This window comes from Stenotrophomonas sp. STEN147, assembly GCF_056757995.1.
This window is the reverse complement of sequence record NZ_JBRRCG010000021.1, coordinates 1-16,744: the sequence shown is the minus strand read 5'-3', so window position 1 is coordinate 16,744 and position 16,744 is coordinate 1. Positions and strand designations below refer to the sequence as shown.

At 68.2% G+C, this 16,744-nt stretch carries 13 protein-coding genes; 10 read left to right on the top strand and 3 right to left on the bottom strand.

Annotation, left to right across the window (positions count from 1 at the left end):
- The first annotated feature begins 29 nt into the window (after positions 1-29).
- The 5 genes from ACVOKU_RS16605 to mdtD all read left to right on the top strand — a co-directional run bounded on the left by ACVOKU_RS16605 (position 30) and on the right by mdtD (position 4,652).
- On the top strand, positions 30-572 hold the full coding sequence (locus tag ACVOKU_RS16605) for a shikimate kinase (protein WP_481560420.1): 543 nt from the start codon (positions 30-32) through the stop codon (positions 570-572).
- Positions 569-1,681, top strand: a complete 1,113-nt coding sequence (gene aroB / locus ACVOKU_RS16600; protein WP_128987990.1) for a 3-dehydroquinate synthase — start codon at positions 569-571, stop codon at positions 1,679-1,681. The genes ACVOKU_RS16605 and aroB overlap by 4 nt, the downstream gene beginning before the upstream one ends.
- 120 nt (positions 1,682-1,801) lie before the next feature.
- Complete coding sequence (locus ACVOKU_RS16595) at positions 1,802-2,041, top strand: WGR domain-containing protein (RefSeq protein WP_053518663.1); 240 nt, start codon at positions 1,802-1,804, stop codon at positions 2,039-2,041.
- Between the two features lie 36 nt (positions 2,042-2,077).
- The gene (hemE, locus tag ACVOKU_RS16590; RefSeq protein WP_053518664.1) at positions 2,078-3,151 is read left to right on the top strand and encodes a uroporphyrinogen decarboxylase; all 1,074 of its coding nucleotides are present in this window, start codon (positions 2,078-2,080) and stop codon (positions 3,149-3,151) included.
- 91 nt (positions 3,152-3,242) lie between these two features.
- Positions 3,243-4,652, top strand: coding sequence for a multidrug transporter subunit MdtD (mdtD, locus tag ACVOKU_RS16585; RefSeq protein WP_481560419.1), 1,410 nt, complete (start codon positions 3,243-3,245; stop codon positions 4,650-4,652).
- A 21-nt stretch (positions 4,653-4,673) separates the two neighbouring features.
- Here the strand turns inward: mdtD and ACVOKU_RS16580 are convergent, their stop codons facing one another.
- Positions 4,674-8,204, bottom strand: coding sequence for a hybrid sensor histidine kinase/response regulator (locus tag ACVOKU_RS16580; protein WP_481560418.1), 3,531 nt, complete (start codon positions 8,202-8,204; stop codon positions 4,674-4,676).
- Positions 8,205-8,300: 96 nt separating this feature from the next.
- Positions 8,301-11,849, bottom strand: coding sequence for a sensor histidine kinase (locus ACVOKU_RS16575; RefSeq protein WP_481560417.1), 3,549 nt, complete (start codon positions 11,847-11,849; stop codon positions 8,301-8,303).
- Between the two features lie 164 nt (positions 11,850-12,013).
- On the opposite strand from ACVOKU_RS16575, the gene ACVOKU_RS16570 reads away from it, so the two are divergent.
- Genes ACVOKU_RS16570 through ACVOKU_RS16560 form a run of 3 tightly spaced genes read left to right on the top strand, consistent with a single transcriptional unit; the run spans position 12,014 to position 13,803 of the window.
- The gene (locus ACVOKU_RS16570) at positions 12,014-12,658 is read left to right on the top strand and encodes a YceI family protein (RefSeq protein ID WP_053519879.1); all 645 of its coding nucleotides are present in this window, start codon (positions 12,014-12,016) and stop codon (positions 12,656-12,658) included.
- Positions 12,655-13,227, top strand: a complete 573-nt coding sequence (locus ACVOKU_RS16565) for a cytochrome b (RefSeq protein WP_481560416.1) — start codon at positions 12,655-12,657, stop codon at positions 13,225-13,227. Before ACVOKU_RS16570 ends, ACVOKU_RS16565 begins: the two co-directional genes overlap by 4 nt.
- A gap of 3 nt (positions 13,228-13,230) precedes the next feature.
- Entirely contained in the window at positions 13,231-13,803 is a 573-nt protein-coding gene (locus tag ACVOKU_RS16560) for a YceI family protein (RefSeq protein ID WP_481560415.1), read from the top strand.
- Between the two features lie 69 nt (positions 13,804-13,872).
- Here the strand turns inward: ACVOKU_RS16560 and ACVOKU_RS16555 are convergent, their stop codons facing one another.
- A complete protein-coding gene (locus ACVOKU_RS16555) occupies positions 13,873-14,058 on the bottom strand; it encodes a thioredoxin domain-containing protein (protein ID WP_053519891.1) in 186 nt (61 codons plus the stop codon).
- Positions 14,059-14,199: 141 nt separating this feature from the next.
- On the opposite strand from ACVOKU_RS16555, the gene ACVOKU_RS16550 reads away from it, so the two are divergent.
- Both ACVOKU_RS16550 and ACVOKU_RS16545 read left to right on the top strand, forming a co-directional pair.
- Positions 14,200-15,582 (top strand): L-serine ammonia-lyase, encoded by a 1,383-nt coding sequence (locus tag ACVOKU_RS16550; protein WP_074899552.1) that lies wholly within the window; start codon positions 14,200-14,202, stop codon positions 15,580-15,582.
- Positions 15,583-15,656: 74 nt separating this feature from the next.
- The gene (locus ACVOKU_RS16545; protein WP_481560414.1) at positions 15,657-16,652 is read left to right on the top strand and encodes an alpha/beta fold hydrolase; all 996 of its coding nucleotides are present in this window, start codon (positions 15,657-15,659) and stop codon (positions 16,650-16,652) included.
- Positions 16,653-16,744 lie beyond the last annotated feature (92 nt).

The following is a 16,744-nucleotide window of genomic DNA, read 5'->3' as shown; positions in this document are numbered from 1 at the left end:
GGGGCACGGAGGTGTTAGCATCAGGGCGCATGAATCCTGCTCCGAACCTGATCCTGATCGGCCCGATGGGCGCCGGCAAAACCTGCATCGGCCGCCGCCTCGCCGAGCGCTTCACGCTGGACTTCGTCGATGTCGACCAGTCCATCGTCGACGCCGCCGGAGCCAGCATTCCCACGATCTTCGAGCACTCCGGCGAAGCCGGCTTCCGCAGCCTCGAGCGCGACGCGCTGGCCCGCCTCCTGCAGGGCCACGGCCAGCTGGTCTCGACCGGCGGCGGAGCGGTACTGGACCCGGACAACCGGGCATTGATCGCCCGCCGTGGCTTCGTGGTCTACCTGCGCGTCAGCGTGACCGCACAACTGGAACGGCTGGCCCGCGACAAGGCCCGGCCGTTGCTGCAGCGCCCCGACCGCGAACAGGTGCTGCATGACCTGGCCGCCCATCGCGATCCGCTGTACCGCGAACTGGCCGACCTTACCCTTGATACCGACCCGTACACCGCTGCCGACGCCACCGCCCAGCTGGTCGTCAAGCTCGCCGCGCAATGGCAGCGCCAGGACCTGATCGCATGACTTCCCCCACTCCGCTGCAGGTCGCCGTTGGCGGTGACCGCCCTTACACCATCTCCATCGGCGCCGGCGTCCAGAGCGATGGCCCTGCCCTCGCCCGCCACGTGCGGGGGCGCCACGTCCTGCTGCTCAGCGACAGCGACGTCGCCCCGCTGTACCTGGCGCGGCTGAAGCAGACCCTGCTGGCCGCGCGTCCGGACCTGGTCGTCGGCGAACACGTGCTGGCTGCCGGCGAAGCCTCCAAGACCCTGGCCGAATTCGGCCGCGCCATTGAAGCGCTGGCAGCCCTGGGCGCCACCCGCGATGCCTGTGTGTTCGCGCTCGGTGGGGGCGTCGTCGGCGACCTGGCCGGCTTCGCCGCAGCCTGCTGGATGCGGGGCATCGACTGCGTGCAGCTGCCGACCACGCTGTTGGCGATGGTCGATTCGTCCGTGGGCGGCAAGACTGCCGTAGACATTCCTGCCGGCAAGAATCTGGTCGGTGCCTTCCATCCGCCGCGCGCGGTGGTGGCCGATACCGGCGTGCTGGCCACCCTGCCGCCGCGCGAACTGCGCGCGGGGCTGGCCGAAGTGGTGAAGTACGGCGCACTGGGCGATGCGGATTTCTTCGACTGGCTGCAGCACCACGCCGACGCGCTGTCCGCTGGCGAGGACGTGGTGCTGGCCGAAGCCATCGCCCGCAGCTGCAGGCACAAGGCCGCCATCGTCGAGCGCGATCCGTTCGAGAAGGGGGAGCGTGCCCTGCTGAACCTCGGCCACACCTTTGGCCATGCCATCGAAACCGAACAGGGCTATTCGGCGCCGGGCCGCGATGCGCTGAACCATGGCGAGGCGGTGGCAGTGGGCATGGTGCTGGCGGCCAGGCTGTCCACCGATCTCGGCCTGGCCGACGATGCCGACCGCGCGCGCCTGCAGGCGCTGCTGGAAAGGCTCGGGCTGCCGGTCGCGATCCCGGCCGGCCTGGATCCGCAGGCCCTGCTCGGCCGCATGCGGCTGGACAAGAAGAACGTGGCCGGTCGACTGCGCCTGGTGCTCTGGCGCGGCATGGGGCGCGCCGAGGTGGTGCCGGACGTGGATGAAGCGGCGGTATTGAAGGTGCTGGGCCAGGGTTGATCGCTTCCGCGTGCGCCGGGCATGGCCCGGCGCTACCGGGGTTTCCTGAGCGTCCGCCGGGCATGGCCCGGCGCTACCGCGTTGCGGCCGGGGTCACCCTGGCCCCGCTACAATCGGGCCATGCATGTCTACCTGCAACATCCCGAAGCCGGTGCGCAGGCACCGCGGTTCCTGCGCCTGAGCCTGCAGCCGGATCTTTTCGGCGGCTGGGAGCTGCTGCGCGAAAGCGGCCGCGTCGGTGGCCGCTCGCAGCTGCGCCGCGAGCTGTTCCTGCAGGCCGACGAAGCCCGCCACGCCTTCGAGAAGGCGCGCGATGCCGAACTGCATCGTGGCTTCCAGATCCTTTCGCACGGCGACTGACGCCGCTGCCCACCTTCGATCCAAGGAACGTTCAACGTGACCAGCCCTCTCCGCAATGATCGCCTGCTACGCGCTCTGCGCCGCGAACCGGTGGATTGCACGCCCGTCTGGCTGATGCGCCAGGCCGGCCGCTACCTGCCGGAGTACCGCGCGACCCGGGCCAAGGCCGGCAGCTTCCTGGCGATGGCCAAGAACCCGGAGATCGCCTGCGAAGTCACCCTCCAGCCGCTGCGGCGTTTCCCGCTGGATGCCGCCATCCTGTTCTCGGACATCCTCACCATCCCCGACGCGATGGGACTGGAGTTGTACTTCGTCGAAGGCGAAGGCCCCAAGTTCCGCCACCCGGTGCGTGACGAAGCCGCCATCGCCAGGCTGGCGGTGCCGGACATGGAGCAGGACCTGGGCTACGTGATGGATGCGGTGCGCCTGATCCGACGCGAGCTGGATGGCCAGGTACCGCTGATCGGTTTCTCCGGCAGCCCATGGACACTGGCCTGCTACATGGTGGAAGGCGGCGGCAGCAAGGATTTCTCGCGCATCAAGGCCATGGCGCTGAACCACCCGCAGGCGCTGCACCGCCTGCTGGAGGTCACCACCGACGCGGTCATCGCCTATCTGGGCGCACAACGTGCGGCGGGCGCGCAGGCCCTGCAGGTCTTCGACACCTGGGGCGGCGTGCTGTCGCCGGCGATGTACCGCGAATTCTCGCTGCGCTACCTGCAGCGGATTGCCCAGGGCCTGGACCGTGGCGAAGGCAGCGAGCGTACGCCGCTGATCCTGTTCGGCAAGGGCACCGGCCTGCACCTGGAAGCACTGTCGCAGACCGGTGCGGATGCACTGGGCCTGGACTGGACGCTGGACCTGGACGAAGCGCTGCGCCGCACCGGTGGTCGCGTTGCCCTGCAGGGCAACCTCGACCCCACCACGCTGTACGCTTCGCCCGATGCGATCGCCGCCGCTGCCGCGCGCGTGCTCGATACCTATGCCGCCGGCAATGGCGGGTCGCGCGAGGGCCACGTGTTCAACCTGGGCCATGGCATGTCACCGGATATGGACCCGGCCCACGTGCAGGTACTGGTCGACGCGGTGCACGCGCACAGCCAGCGCTGAGCAGTGCGCATGCGGTTGCGGCGCGGCGTTGATCGCGCCGTGACCCGCAGTGCGCGATCATGGCGCCCCCACGTTGCACCGGCCACACCCCATGTCCACATCGCCATCGACCTACAACCGCCAGCGCCCCCTGCTGTGGCTGGTGTCCCTGGCGATCTTCATGCAGATGCTGGACTCGACCATCGTCAACACGGCGCTGCCGGCGATGGCGGCCAGCCTGGGCGAGAGTCCGCTGCAGATGCAGTCGGTGGTGTTCAGCTATGCACTGGCGGTCGCCACGTTCATTCCCGCCTCCGGCTGGATCGCTGACCGCTACGGCACCCGGCGCACCTTCCTGGTGGCGATCATCCTGTTCACCCTCGGCTCGCTGGCCTGCGCGCTGGCCCAGCACCTGCATCAGCTGGTGGGTGCCCGCGTGCTGCAGGGCATCGGCGGTGCGATGCTGCTGCCGGTCGGCCGCCTGGCGGTGATGCGTTCGGTGCCACGCGAGGACTTCCTGCGTGCGATGAGCTTCATCGCCATCCCCGCCCTGATCGGCCCCTTGATCGGCCCGACGCTGGGCGGCTGGCTGGTCGAGATCGCCTCCTGGCACTGGGTCTTCCTGATCAACCTTCCGATCGGCGTGATCGGCTTCATCGCTGCGATGAAGATCATGCCGGACCATTACGCCAGCCACCGCACCCGCTTCGACCTGCGCGGCTACATCATGCTGGCCTTTGCGATGGTGGTGCTGTCGCTGGCGCTGGATGGCATCTCCGGGCTGGGTACGCCGCACGCGCTGGTGATGCTGATAACCGTGGCGGGACTGGCCGCACTGGTGGGCTATTGGCTGCATGCGGCCAACTCGACCGCGCCGCTGTTCTCGCTGGCGCTGTTCCGTGTGCCCAGCTATCGCATCGGCATCCTCGGCAACCTGTTCTCACGCATCGGCAGCAGCGCCATGCCGATGCTGATTCCGCTGCTGCTGCAGGTGGGCCTTGGCCTGGGACCGATGAACGCCGGCCTGATGATGGTACCGGTGGCCGCGGCCGGCATGGTCTCCAAGCGGCTGGCGGTGAAGCTGGTCGAACGCTACGGCTATCGGCGCGTGTTGATGATCAACACCGTGCTGGTGGGCCTGGCCATGGCCAGCTTCATCCTGATGACGCCGGGCCAGCACCTGGGCTGGCGCCTGCTGCAGCTGGCCTTCTTCGGTGCGGTCAATTCGCTGCAGTTCACCGTGATGAACACCGTGACCCTGCGCGATCTGGATCGGGAGTTCGCCAGTTCGGGCAACAGTCTGCTGTCGATGGTGATGATGCTGGCTGCCGGCTTCGGCGCGGCGGCGGCGGGCAGCCTGCTGGCGGCCTTCGGCACGCACCTGGAGGGCCACGGCGCGACGGCGGCGTTGCATGCCACGTTCCTGTGCGTGGGTGCGATCACGCTGACCTCGACGATGATCTTCTGGCAGTTGCCGGACACCAAGCCCGAACCCCGCCAGGTCGAACACGTCGCGGAGTAGCCTGCCGGACTGTGCCCGGCCTCAGCGTCCCAACACCTTGGCGATGGCCTCCACCAGCAGCTCGCCCGTGACCGGTTTGCGCAGGAAACCGCCGATCCCGGCCGCTTCCACCTGCTTCTGCAGGTCCGGGTCCGTGCGCGCGGTCACCGCCAGCAACGGCAGCGTGTACCCCTGGTTGCGCAGATGCTCGGCCAGCTCGAAGCCGCTGAGGCCCGGCAGGTCCAGGTCAAGCAGGGCCACATCGAAATCACTCCCGCTGATCTCGCGCAACGCCGCCAACGCATGCCCGGCATGCACCACCTCATGGCCGCGCGCACTCAGAAGACCCTGCACGACATCGGCCACCGTCGCGTCATCCTCCACCAGCAGCACGCGCAGGGGGGGCATGTTCGCTACTGCATCCTCGCTCCGCGCGGCGCTGTCCGCATCGGCGTCGGCGTCCACTTCCAGCGGCAGGGGCAGCATCACTCCAAAGCAGGTTCCGCGCCCCAACTGGCTTTCGACCTGGATCCGGCCCTGCATCGCCTGCGCCAGCTCGCGGCAGATCGCCAGCCCCAGGCCGCTGCCACCATACTGCGCCGCGGTACGTGCACCGTCAGCCTGCTCGAACCGGCGGAACAGGCGCAGCTGCTGTTCCTGGCTGATGCCCGGCCCGGTGTCACGCACTTCGAACTGGAGTGCACGCATCGCCTCATCGCACCGGGCATGCAGGGTGATGGTGCCACGGCTGGTGAACTTCACCGCGTTGGACAGCAGGTTGAGCAGGATCTGCCGCACCCGGACCGCATCGCCGGTGGCCTGCAGGCCGGGCGGCAAGCGATTGTCCAGGACGAAGCGCAGTCCCTTCTGCGCGGCCAGCGGCCCCATCAGCGCGGCCAGGTCCTGCAGCAGGCAATGGAGCGCGAACGGCCGGGACTGCAGTTCCAGGCGCCCCGATTCGATCCGCGCCAGGTCCAGCGCATCGTTGACCAGATGCAGCAGATGCTCGCCCGCCTGGCGGATGGACTGGGTGTAGCCGCGCTGCTGAGGATCCAGCGGCGAGGACAACAGCAGCTCGCTCATGCCCATCACACCGGTCATCGGCGTGCGGATCTCATGGCCCAGATTGGCCAGGAAGCGTGTCTTGGCCGCCGAAGCCTGCTCGGCCAGCTCCTGCTTGTGCAACGCCAGCTGGTAGGCGTGGCGACGCTGCAGGCGGCGACGGTACAGCCACGCGAACCAGCTGGTCAGCAGCAACGCGATCGACGTCAGCACCAGCAGGCCCGACAGGCTGCGCCACCACGGCGGCTGCACGCGGAACTCCAGGGTCTGCACCCGCGACCAGACGTGGTCGGCCGAGCGCGCCTGCACTTCCAGACGATAGCTGCCCGGCGGCAGCCGCGAGAACAGGCGTTCACCGGCAGGCCCGACCTCGACCCAGTCCGGGTCATAACCGGCCAGGCGGTAGCGATACGAATTGGAGGCCGAATCGGCAAAGGACAGCAGGCGCGCCACGATGCGCAGATCGCGGTCGCCGTCGGCGATCAGCAACGGTGTGTCGTGGGTCAGGTCCAGCACCTGCTCGTTGCGGCGCACCTCCACCCGCTCGATCACCAGCGGTGCGCGGCGCACCGAAGGCCGCACCTGTTCCGGATCGAACACCACCACGCCGGCCGGGGTGCCTGCCACCAACCGTCCCGAAGACGTCGCGATCAAGGTATGCGCGCGGAACTCCTGGCTGGGCAGGCCATCGTGCACGCCGTACAGGCGCACGTTCTGGCCGTCCGCGCCGACCCGGACCAGGCCGCGTGCGCTGGTGGCCCAGGCCACACCCTGCGCATCGACCACCAGACCGGTAGCGGAAACCGCTGGATATCCCTGTTCGGCACCAATGACCCCCTGCCGCTCCAGACGCCCCTGGCTCCATCGATAGCGCGACAACCGGCCGTCCTCGGACAGCCACACCTGGCCGTCGCTGCCGGTATACGCCGCGTACAGTGCCGTTGCCGGCGCGCCGGGCACCGGCTGGAAGCGCTGCTGCTCAGGCTGCCACTGCAGCAGCCCGCGGCTGCTGGCCAGCCACAGCTGCTTCTGCGGACCGCATACCAGATCCTGGTTCAGCTGGCCGTTCTGCAGTCCGTTCTGGCCATTGTCCAGTTCGAGCAGCAGCCGACCTTCCAGATCGCGCTGCTGCAGGCCGGCGGGCATCATCAACCACAGGCTGTTGCTGTCGCAGATCATCAGTGCGTCGACATCGCCCTCCATCGCGGCATCGGCAGGCGCGTCGCGCCCCCAGCGGCGCAGCTCGTCGCGCGCCGGGTCATAGCGCAGCAGCGCTCCGGACGAACCGATCCAGACCCGGCCATGGCGGTCCTCGCGAACCGAGGTCAGCCAGTGGATGCCATTGACGCCACGCCGGAACTGCTCGATCTGGCCGGTACGGGGATTGAAGCGATCCAGCGCGCCGTGGCTGCCGACCGTCCAGACACCTCCGTTGCTGGACGCACTGGTGCCGAGTACGTAGGCGTTGCGCAGTGATGATGCATCGTCCTCCAGACGCGAGAACACCGAGAACTGCCACCACCGCGGCAACAGGTGCCAGAGACCGGCATTGGTGCTGGCCAGCCAGATGCCGCCCTCGCGATCCTCGTAGGCACCGGTCCAGTTCGGCCGCACCTGGCCGCGGGCGATCGCGCTGTACAGCGGCACCGTCTGGTACTGGCCATCGACCGCTCGGCCGAGTCCGCTGCGGGTGTCCAGCCAGTAGCCCCCCTGCTCATCGCGCAGCATCATGCCCAGCACCTCGTCGCCGGCCGGCACCGACCAGGGTTGCCGCTCGAAGCGACCATCCGGCCGGCGCACGAATGCGCCGGACAGCGTGCTGATCCACAGGCTGCCGTCAGGCTCGGCGCTCAGACCGTTGATCAGCTGGCCGGGCACCTGCTCGTCGCCGACCCGTTCGAAATCGCTGCCGGTCCAACGCGCCACGCCATGCTTGGTGCCCACCCACAGGCTGCCGTCGGGCAGCGTGGCCAGATAGGGCACCGCAGCAGCCGGCAGGCTGCGCGGATTGTTCGCCTCGGGCAGGAAGCGCTGCACGCGATCATTGCCATCCACCCGGTACAGCCCGCCTTCGTGGGTACCGAACCAGATCGAGCCATCGGGGGTGGCGGCCAGGCTCCAGATCGTATTGGTGCTCATCAGCGGCTGGCTGCTGCGGTCGAAGAACCGCAGCTGCCGGCGGTCGGCCGACATCCTTACCAGGCCGGCATTCTCGGTGCCGATCCACAAGCGGTTGCGGGTATCGACCAGTACGGTCCAGATGCGGTTGTCGCGCAGGCCGTCCTCGGAGCGCCAGACCCGGTAGTTGCGACCGTCGTATCGTGCCAGCCCGTCATTGGTGGCGATCCACAGGTAGCCGTAGCGGTCCTCCGCCATGCGGTTGACGGTGTTGGACGGCAGGCCATCGAACACCGTCACCTGCCGGGGCGTGGGCGGTACCGGCTGTGCAGCAGCGGGCGCCAGGCAGCACAGCAGAAGCATCAGCAGCATCGCCGCCCGCAGATACGCCACTGATCGCCTCCTCACGCGTTCCCAGATGGTGCCCGTCGTGCGGGCGTCGGCATGGTAAACCGAAAGTCGCGCCGTTCACGCCCGGCGCCGGCGCAATCAGCCCTCACCCTGGCGCTTGCTGCGAGCCTGCACGATGGCCGCCACCAGCATGTCGCCCGTGACCGGCTTGCGCAGGAAACCGTCGAAACCGGCGGCCAGCACCTGCGCCTCCGCATAGGCATCGGACCGCGCGGTCACCGCCACCAGCGGCAGCTCATAGCCCATGGCGCGCAGCTGACGGGCGATCGCGGTTCCGTCCAGCGCCGGCAGATCCAGGTCGAGCAGACCGACATCGAACCCCTCGGTCGCGATCTCCGACAAGGCCCCCAGGCCGTGCAGCACATGCACTACGTCGTGGCCACGACCGCGCAGCAGGCCGGCGATGACGTCCGCTACCGTGGCGTCATCTTCGACCAGCAGGATGCGCAGCGGCGGCAGCGGCGGTGGCGACGCCCTGTCCGAACCACTGTGGGCAGCCTGGCGGGTCCACGGCAGCGGCAGCTGCACGCGGAACCGCGCGCCCCTGCCCGGCTGGCTGTCGACATCGATGCGCCCCCCCATCGCCACGGCCAGTTCCTGGCAGATCGCCAGGCCCAGCCCGCTGCCGCCATAGCGCGATGCTGTCCGCGGGCCATCGGCCTGCTCGAAGCGATGGAACAGACGCTGCTGCTGTTCGGCATTGATGCCGGGGCCGGTATCGAACACCTCGAAGCACACCCCGCCGCCATCCTCCTGCAGCCGCACGCCCAGGCCGACCTGGCCGCGCTCGGTGAACTTGATGGCATTGCCGAGCAGGTTCAGCAGGATCTGGCGGATGCGCATTTCATCGCCACTGACGCTGATCGGGCCGGGCAAGGCATCCTCGCGTACAAAATCGAGCTGGCGCTGCTGCGCCATCGGCCGCATCAGCATCTGCACCTGGTCCAACAGCGCGGCAAGATCGAACGGACGCAGGTCCAGCTCCAGCCGCCCGGCTTCGATCCGGGCCAGGTCCAGGGCATCGTTGACCAGACGCAGCAGATGGCTGCCCGCCTGCTGGATCGATCCGGCATAGCTGCGCTGTACCGGATCCAGTGATGTGGCCAGCAGCAGTTCGCTCATGCCCAGCACGCCGGTCATCGGCGTGCGCACTTCATGACCCAGCGTGGCCAGGAAGTGGCTCTTGGCCTGCGAGGCCTGCTCGGCCAGTTGCTGCTTGTGCACAGTCAGCTGCCACTGCTGGCGCCTTCTCAGACGGCTGCGGATCGCCCATGCCAGCACCAGCAGCAGCAACGAGCCCAGCAGCAGGTAGCCGAAGATCGCCATGCCGCTGCGCCACCAGGGCGGCAATACCTTCACCTGCAGTTGCTGCGACGGCGTCCACGGACCACTGTCGGTGGCCGCCTGTACTTCGATCACGTAGGCACCGGGCGCGAGGCGCGACAGCGTGCGCTGGCCGTCGCCGCCCTGCTCCACCCAGTTCTGGTCATAGCCCTGCACACGGAACCGATAGCGGTTGCCCTGCGGGTTGCCGTACGAGAGCAGCCGCGCGTCGATCTGCAGATCACGGTCATCCGGACCCAGCAGCAGCACCCCGGTGGTCGGCAAGGGTTGCCAGCCGCGCGCATCGTCGCGACGTACGCGCACCTGCGCGATCACCAGCGCGGAGGATGGCAGTGGGGTGTCGGCGGCATTGACGTCGAAACCGACCGCGCCGGTCTGGGTCACCGCGAGCACGCGGCCATCGGCGTTCACCGCAGGCGGTCGGCCGGTGAATTCGGCATCGGGCAGTCCGTCGCGCTCGGTGAACTGCCTCAGCCGCTTCGTTTTCGGATCCCAGCGCAGCAGACCGCGCGGCGTGGTGGCCCACAGTCGGCCATCGTCGGCCAAGGCCAGCCCACCCATGCTCAGGGGTGGCACGCCGGCGGCAGCATCGACGCGCTGCACCAGGCGCAGGCTCATGCCGTCCCACTGGTAGCGCTCAAAGGCGCCCTGGCGGGCGAGCCACAGCTGCTGCGGATCGATCCACACCAGGTCGTAGATCGATCCCCGCGAGACGCCCGGAACCGCCTCGAAGCGCTCACCCTGCTGGCGCCAGAGGCCCATGTCACCCATCACCCAGGCCTGCCCGCGCGGATCGAATCGAATCTGCTCGATCGGCGCATCGCCCAGGCCGCGGAATCCCTCGACGGGGAAGCTGCGCAGCACCCGGCCATCGTCCAGACGCTGCTGCACGCCGACATTCATCACCGACACCCAGGCGGTGCCATCCGGCGCCTGCCGCATCAGGTCGATGCGCTGGCGCAGGTCGGAGCCGCCGTCGATGCGCCAGTCCCGGGTTGCGCGGGTGGCCGGGTCATAGACGGTGATGCGCCCGGCGCGGCCCAGCCAGAGACGGCCGTCCGGCCGCGGCAGTACCGACCAGACCGCGCCACTGCCCAGTTCGCGATCACTGGCGAGCAGACTCAGCACACCCTGCGCATCGATCCGGTACACGCCGTGTGCCGAACTCACGTAGTAATTCCGGCCATCGGTGGCCGCACTGAGCAGGTACTGGCTGTCCAGCGGTTTGCCGTCGAGCTGGTTCCAGGTGGAGAAGCGGCGCCAGTCCGGCGGCAGATAGGCCAACCCCTGGCTCAGCAGGGCCACCCAGACCCCGCCCTCGTGGTCCTGCAGCAGATCGAGCACGCCACTGTGCGCGGTCAGGAAGCCGCTGCCGCGATCGCCCTCCAAGCGCCGCAGTGTCTGCGCATCACCGCGCAGCAGTCCATCCGAGGTACCTGCCCAGTAGCCTCCCTGCCGGTCCGCCAGCACCAGTGCCGAGCGCAGGCGATCACTGCCGGCCCAGCGTGGACGGCTGACGCGGTCCTGGGCATCGATGCGGAACAGGCCTTCGTTCTGGCTGCCGACCCAGATCGATCCATCGGGGTCGCGGCTGAGACGCAGCACGCTGACCGAGCCCAGCTCGCGCGGCGCGATGGCCTCGAAGCCGTTGCCGTTCCAGCGGGCGACACCGGCCTCGGTGCCGACCCACAGGCGGCCCTGCGCGTCAACCAAGCTGCTGAAGATGGTGTTGCTGGGCAAGCCGCCGGGGCGCTGCGGATCATGCTGGAAGAAGCGCAGGCTGCCATCCTCGCCGAAGCGGCATACGCCATGGCCGCTGGTGCCGATCCACAGCGCATCGTCCGCATAGGCCAGTGTCCAGAACTGGCTCTGGCATTCATTGTTCACCGTGTCGAAGCTGGAGAAGCGCTCGCGATCCGCGTCCAGCCGGGCGATGCCCTTGCCGTTGATGCCGACCCACACCCGGTCCAGCGGATCCACCAGCAGGGTCTCGATCTCGTTGCCCGGCAGCGAACCCGGTCGCTCCGGTTCATGCTGCCAGACCCGCAGCGTCGTGCCGTCGTAGCGGGCCAGCCCACCATCGGTAGCCGCCCAGATGTACCCCTGGCGGTCTTCGGCCAGGGCCACGACCATGCGCGACGGCAAGCCCTCGGCGGCGCCGAAGCGGCGCAGCCGTGGTGTCTCCCCAGCCATGTCCAGAGTCGCGGCCACCGTGGCGCTTGCCAGCAGCAGCAGACCCGTTACTGCGATGCCTCGGCACCACAGACGCCAGCCACTCGTCATCCTGAACCCCCGATCCAGCCGCGATTGTCACACAGCCCAGGCTTCACGACTGCAACAGCCCGTTTCCAGTGGCATCGCCACCACGAACTGTTGCAGCCATGCACGCAGCGTTGTCAGGGGGCTGTGCGTATGATCGCAGCGTCCCTTCCCGGAGCCCGCCATCGATGCGACCCCGCCTGCTCCTGCTGCCCTTGCTGCTCGCCGCTGCACCCGCCTGGGCACAGCTCGATACCTACCGGCTGGATCCGGTGCACACGCGGGTGCTGTTCACGATCGATCATGCCGGCTATTCGCAGGCCATGGGGACGGTTTCGGGCAGTGAGGGCCACCTTCAGTTCGATCCCGACAACTGGCGCGAGGCAACCCTGCAGGTCGATGTGCCGGTGGCCCGGCTGGATCTGGGTGATGCCAAATGGAACCAGGCCACGCTGGCCCGCAGCCTGCTTGATGGCGAGCGGTTTCCCAGCGCCCGGTTCGTATCGTCGCGGGTCGAACCGATCGATGCGAACCACGCCCGTGTGTTCGGAACGCTGACCCTGCGCGGGGTCAGCCAGGAGGTCGCGCTGGATGTGACCCTCAATGCCATCAAACGCTATCCCTTGCCGCCGTTCCGCCGCACCGCCGGTTTTTCCGCCAGCACCACGTTGAGCCGCCGCGCGTTCGGCATCACCGCCTGGCCCGGGGTGATCGGCGACGCGGTACAGGTACGGATCGAGGCCGAGGCCTTCCTCGACCGCAGCGACAGGCCGGGAACTCCTGCCCCGGTTCCCCACTCCGACAGCAAGACGGCCCCCAAGGACCCCGCATGACCGCCAAGAACTCCCCTGCCGCCTGGGGCAGTGTCAGCCAGACCCTGCACTGGTTGATCGCACTACTGATCCTCGCCCTGGGTGTGATCGGCCTGACCATGGGCGAACTGCCCAGGACGCCCAAATACTTCTGGGTCTACACCGCGCACAAGTCGATCGGCATCACCGTGCTGGCCCTGGTGCTGCTGCGCCTGGTCTGGCGCCTCTACGCCGGTGCGCCCAAGCCGGTGCCGGGTGTGCCCAGCTGGCAGGAGCGCATCGCCAGCGCCACCCACGTGCTGCTGTACGTGCTGATGTTCGCCATTCCGCTTTCGGGCTGGCTGTACGACTCTGCCAGCGGGCTGCGGCCCTTCCGCTGGTTCGGCCTGGTCGATGTGCCCAAGCTCAGCGGGCCGGATCCGCAGGTCGTCGCCGTGTCGCATGCAATCCATGAGTACGGCTTCTGGCTGCTGATCGCTGTGGTGCTGGCCCATGCCGGCGCTGCCCTTTACCACCACCTGTTCCAGCGCGACGACACGTTGACCCGCATGCTGCCGCGCGGCTGGCTTGCCTCTCCCCAGAAGGACTGACCGATGAACCTGAAACTGACCACCCCGGCGGCCGTGGCCGCTGCCCTGGCCGGCATGCTGGCCATCGCCCCGGCGTTCGCCGCGGACTATGCACAGGCTCCCGGCGCGGGCTCGATCCTGGTATTTGCCAGCAAGTACGACGGCGAAGTGTTCACCGGCAGCTTCCCGGGCTTCGCCACCAAGCTCAGCTTCGATCCCGCCAATCCGGCGGCCGGCTCACTCGACGTCGTGATTCCGCTGGCCGGCGCCAGGAGCGGCAACAGCGATCGTGACTCGACGCTGCAGAGCGCGGACTTCTTCAATGTCGGCAAGTTCGCCACCGCGCGTTACACCGCGAAGGGCTTCCGCGCCATCGGCAATGACCAGTTCGCCGCCGATGGCACGCTCGAGCTGCGTGGTGTCAGCAAGCCGGTGACGCTCACCTTCACCTGGAAGCCGGGCACGCAGCCGGTGCTGACCGGCAAGGCCACCGTCAAGCGCCTGGACTTCAGCGTCGGCGCCGGCGATTGGGCCGACACCAAGACCATCCCCGACGAAACCGCGATCAGCACGATCGTGAAGTTCGACGCGAAGTAAGCCACGGGCCATGCCCGGCTGCACCTGGGAACGGTGATACAGGGTAGCGCCGGGCCATGCCCGGCGGCGTCACCCCGCAGCCAGCCAGGCCCGCACCCGCGCCGCATCGAAGGGCCAGTCCAGTTCGCGGCCGCCCGCCTCGTCGCGCAGCACCGGTACCCGCGCGCCGTAGTGCGCCTCCAGCGCTGGATGGTCATCCAGGAACACCGATTCGAACTCGGGCGCGCGTGCCTTGGCCAGTTCGGCCAGGGCCATATCGCACAGGTGGCAGTCGTCACGCTGGAACAGGGTCAACACCGGCTTGCCTCGCTTGGCGGAAATGCTGCGCCGCAGCCATCGGAGGGCCCGGCAAGCCGCTAGAATAGCCGCTTGTCCGGTACCCGCAGTTTGGCATCCATGGCTGTCAGCACGTTCGACGTCTTCAAGATCGGCATTGGCCCGAGCTCTTCCCACACCGTCGGACCGATGAAGGCCGCCGAGCGGTTCATCCATCGCTGGCTGCTCGACCCCGGCCGCCTGCACGAGGTCGCACGCATCCGCGCCGACGTCTACGGTTCGCTGGCGCTGACCGGTCGCGGCCATGGCACCGACAAGGCGATCCTGCTTGGCCTGGAAGGCCAGCGCCCCAACCTGATCGATCCGGACATCATTCCGTCCACGCTGGAGCGCATCCGCAGCAGCAAGCGCATCCAGCTGATGGGCCAGCATGAGATCGCCTTCGACGAGAAGCGCGACCTCGGCATGAACAAGCGGCAGAAGTTGCCGTACCACACCAACGGCATGCGCTTCACCGCGTACAACGCCGACGATGAAGTGATCGCCACGCGCGACTATTACTCCGTTGGCGGTGGCTTCGTGGTCAACCAGGACGACGCGGCCGATGACCGCATCGTGCCCGACGAAACCCCGCTGCCCTATCCGTTCAAGAGCGGCGACGAGCTGCTCGCGCAGACCGCGCGCAGCGGCCTGAGCATCGCGCAGCTGATGTTCGAGAACGAGAAGTGCTGGCGCAGCGAGGACGAGATCCGCGCCCAGCTGCGCGAGATCTGGAGCGCGATGCAGTCGTGCGTGACGCGCGGCATCCGCGAGGAAGGCGTGCTGCCGGGCGGCCTGAAGGTCGGCCGTCGCGCGCCGGCGCTGTACCGCGAGCTGTCATCGAAGCCGGAAGCGGCGATGCGCGATCCGCTGACCACGCTGGACTGGGTCAATCTGTACGCGCTGGCCGTGAACGAGGAAAACGCCGCCGGTGGCCGCGTAGTAACCGCGCCGACCAACGGTGCGGCCGGCGTGCTGCCCGCGGTGCTGCATTACTTCGACCGGTTCTGCCCGGGCGCGAACGAGCAGCGTGTGTTCGACTTCCTGCTGACCTCGGCCGCGATCGGCATCCTCTACAAGGAGAATGCTTCGATTTCCGGTGCCGAAGTAGGCTGTCAGGGCGAAGTGGGCGTGGCCTGCTCGATGGCGGCCGGCGGCCTGGTCGCGGCGCTGGGTGGCAATCCAAGCCAGATCGAGAATGCCGCGGAAATCGGCATGGAACACAACCTCGGCCTGACCTGCGACCCGATCGGTGGGCTGGTTCAGATTCCCTGCATCGAGCGCAACGCGATGGGCGCGGTGAAGGCGATCAATGCCTCGCGCATGGCGATGCGCGGCGATGGCAAGCACAAGGTGTCGCTGGACAAGGTCATCAAGACCATGCGCGACACCGGCCGCGACATGCAGGACAAGTACAAGGAAACCAGCCGCGGCGGCCTCGCGGTGAATGTCATCGAGTGCTGATGACGGGCATCTGCCGGACGACACCGTCACCGCGTTCCGGTTAGGCTCGGGCATCCCCTGTCACGGAATGTCCCATGCGCGTGATCGCCGCCGCACTGCTGGCCTGCCTGCCCCTCACCGCCGCTGCCGCTCCCGCCTATGGGCCGCGGCTGGAGGGCTTCGATTACGGCTATCCGGTACAGACCTTCACCCTGGAATCGCAGCAGCAACCGCTGCAGATGGCCTATCTGGACATTGCGCCGACGACCGCGCCGATCGGCGTGGTGGTGCTCCTGCATGGCAAGAATTTCTGCGCGGCGACCTGGAAGGAAACCATCCCTCCCCTGCTCGCCGCCGGTTACCGCGTGATCGCACCTGACCAGGTCGGCTTCTGCAAATCCAGCAAGCCGGAGCGCTACCAGTATTCATTCGGCCAGCTCGCCGCCAACACCCATGCACTGCTGCAGCAGCTGCAGCTCGGCGGCCTGCCCGTGCACCTGGTCGGCCATTCGATGGGGGGCATGCTGGCGGTGCGCTATGCACTGACCTATCCGCAGGAACTGCGCAGCCTGTCGCTGGTCAATCCGATCGGCCTGGAGGACTGGAAGGCGCTGGGCGTGCCGTGGCGGAGCGTCGATGCCTGGTATGCCGGCGAGCTGAAAACCAGTTACGAGAGCATCCGCCGCTACCAGCTGGACGTGTACTACGACGGCACCTGGAAGCCTGCCTATGAAACCTGGGCACGCATGCAAGCGGGCATGTACGAGGGCGACGGCAGGCAGGCGGTGGCCTGGAGCCAGGCGCTTGCCTCGGACATGGTGTTCAACCAGCCGGTGGTATACGAGCTGAAGAATCTGAAGGTGCCGACCGCGCTGTTCATCGGCCAGAAGGACCGCACCGCGATCGGTCGTGACCTGGCACCGGCAGAAGTGAAGGCGCGGCTGGGCAACTATCCGGCGCTGGGCAAATCGGCCGCTGCGGCGATTGCCGGCGCGACGCTGGTCGAATTCGCCGAACTGGGCCATTCGCCGCAGGTACAGGACCCCAGGCAGTTCAATGCCGCGCTGCTGAAGGTGTTGAAAGGGCGCTGATGCGGATCCGCCGGGGGGGGGCCCGGGCGCCCCGGGCGCGCCCCCCAAAACACGGGTTGAGGGGGCCAAGCCCGGCGGCCGCACGCGGGGGG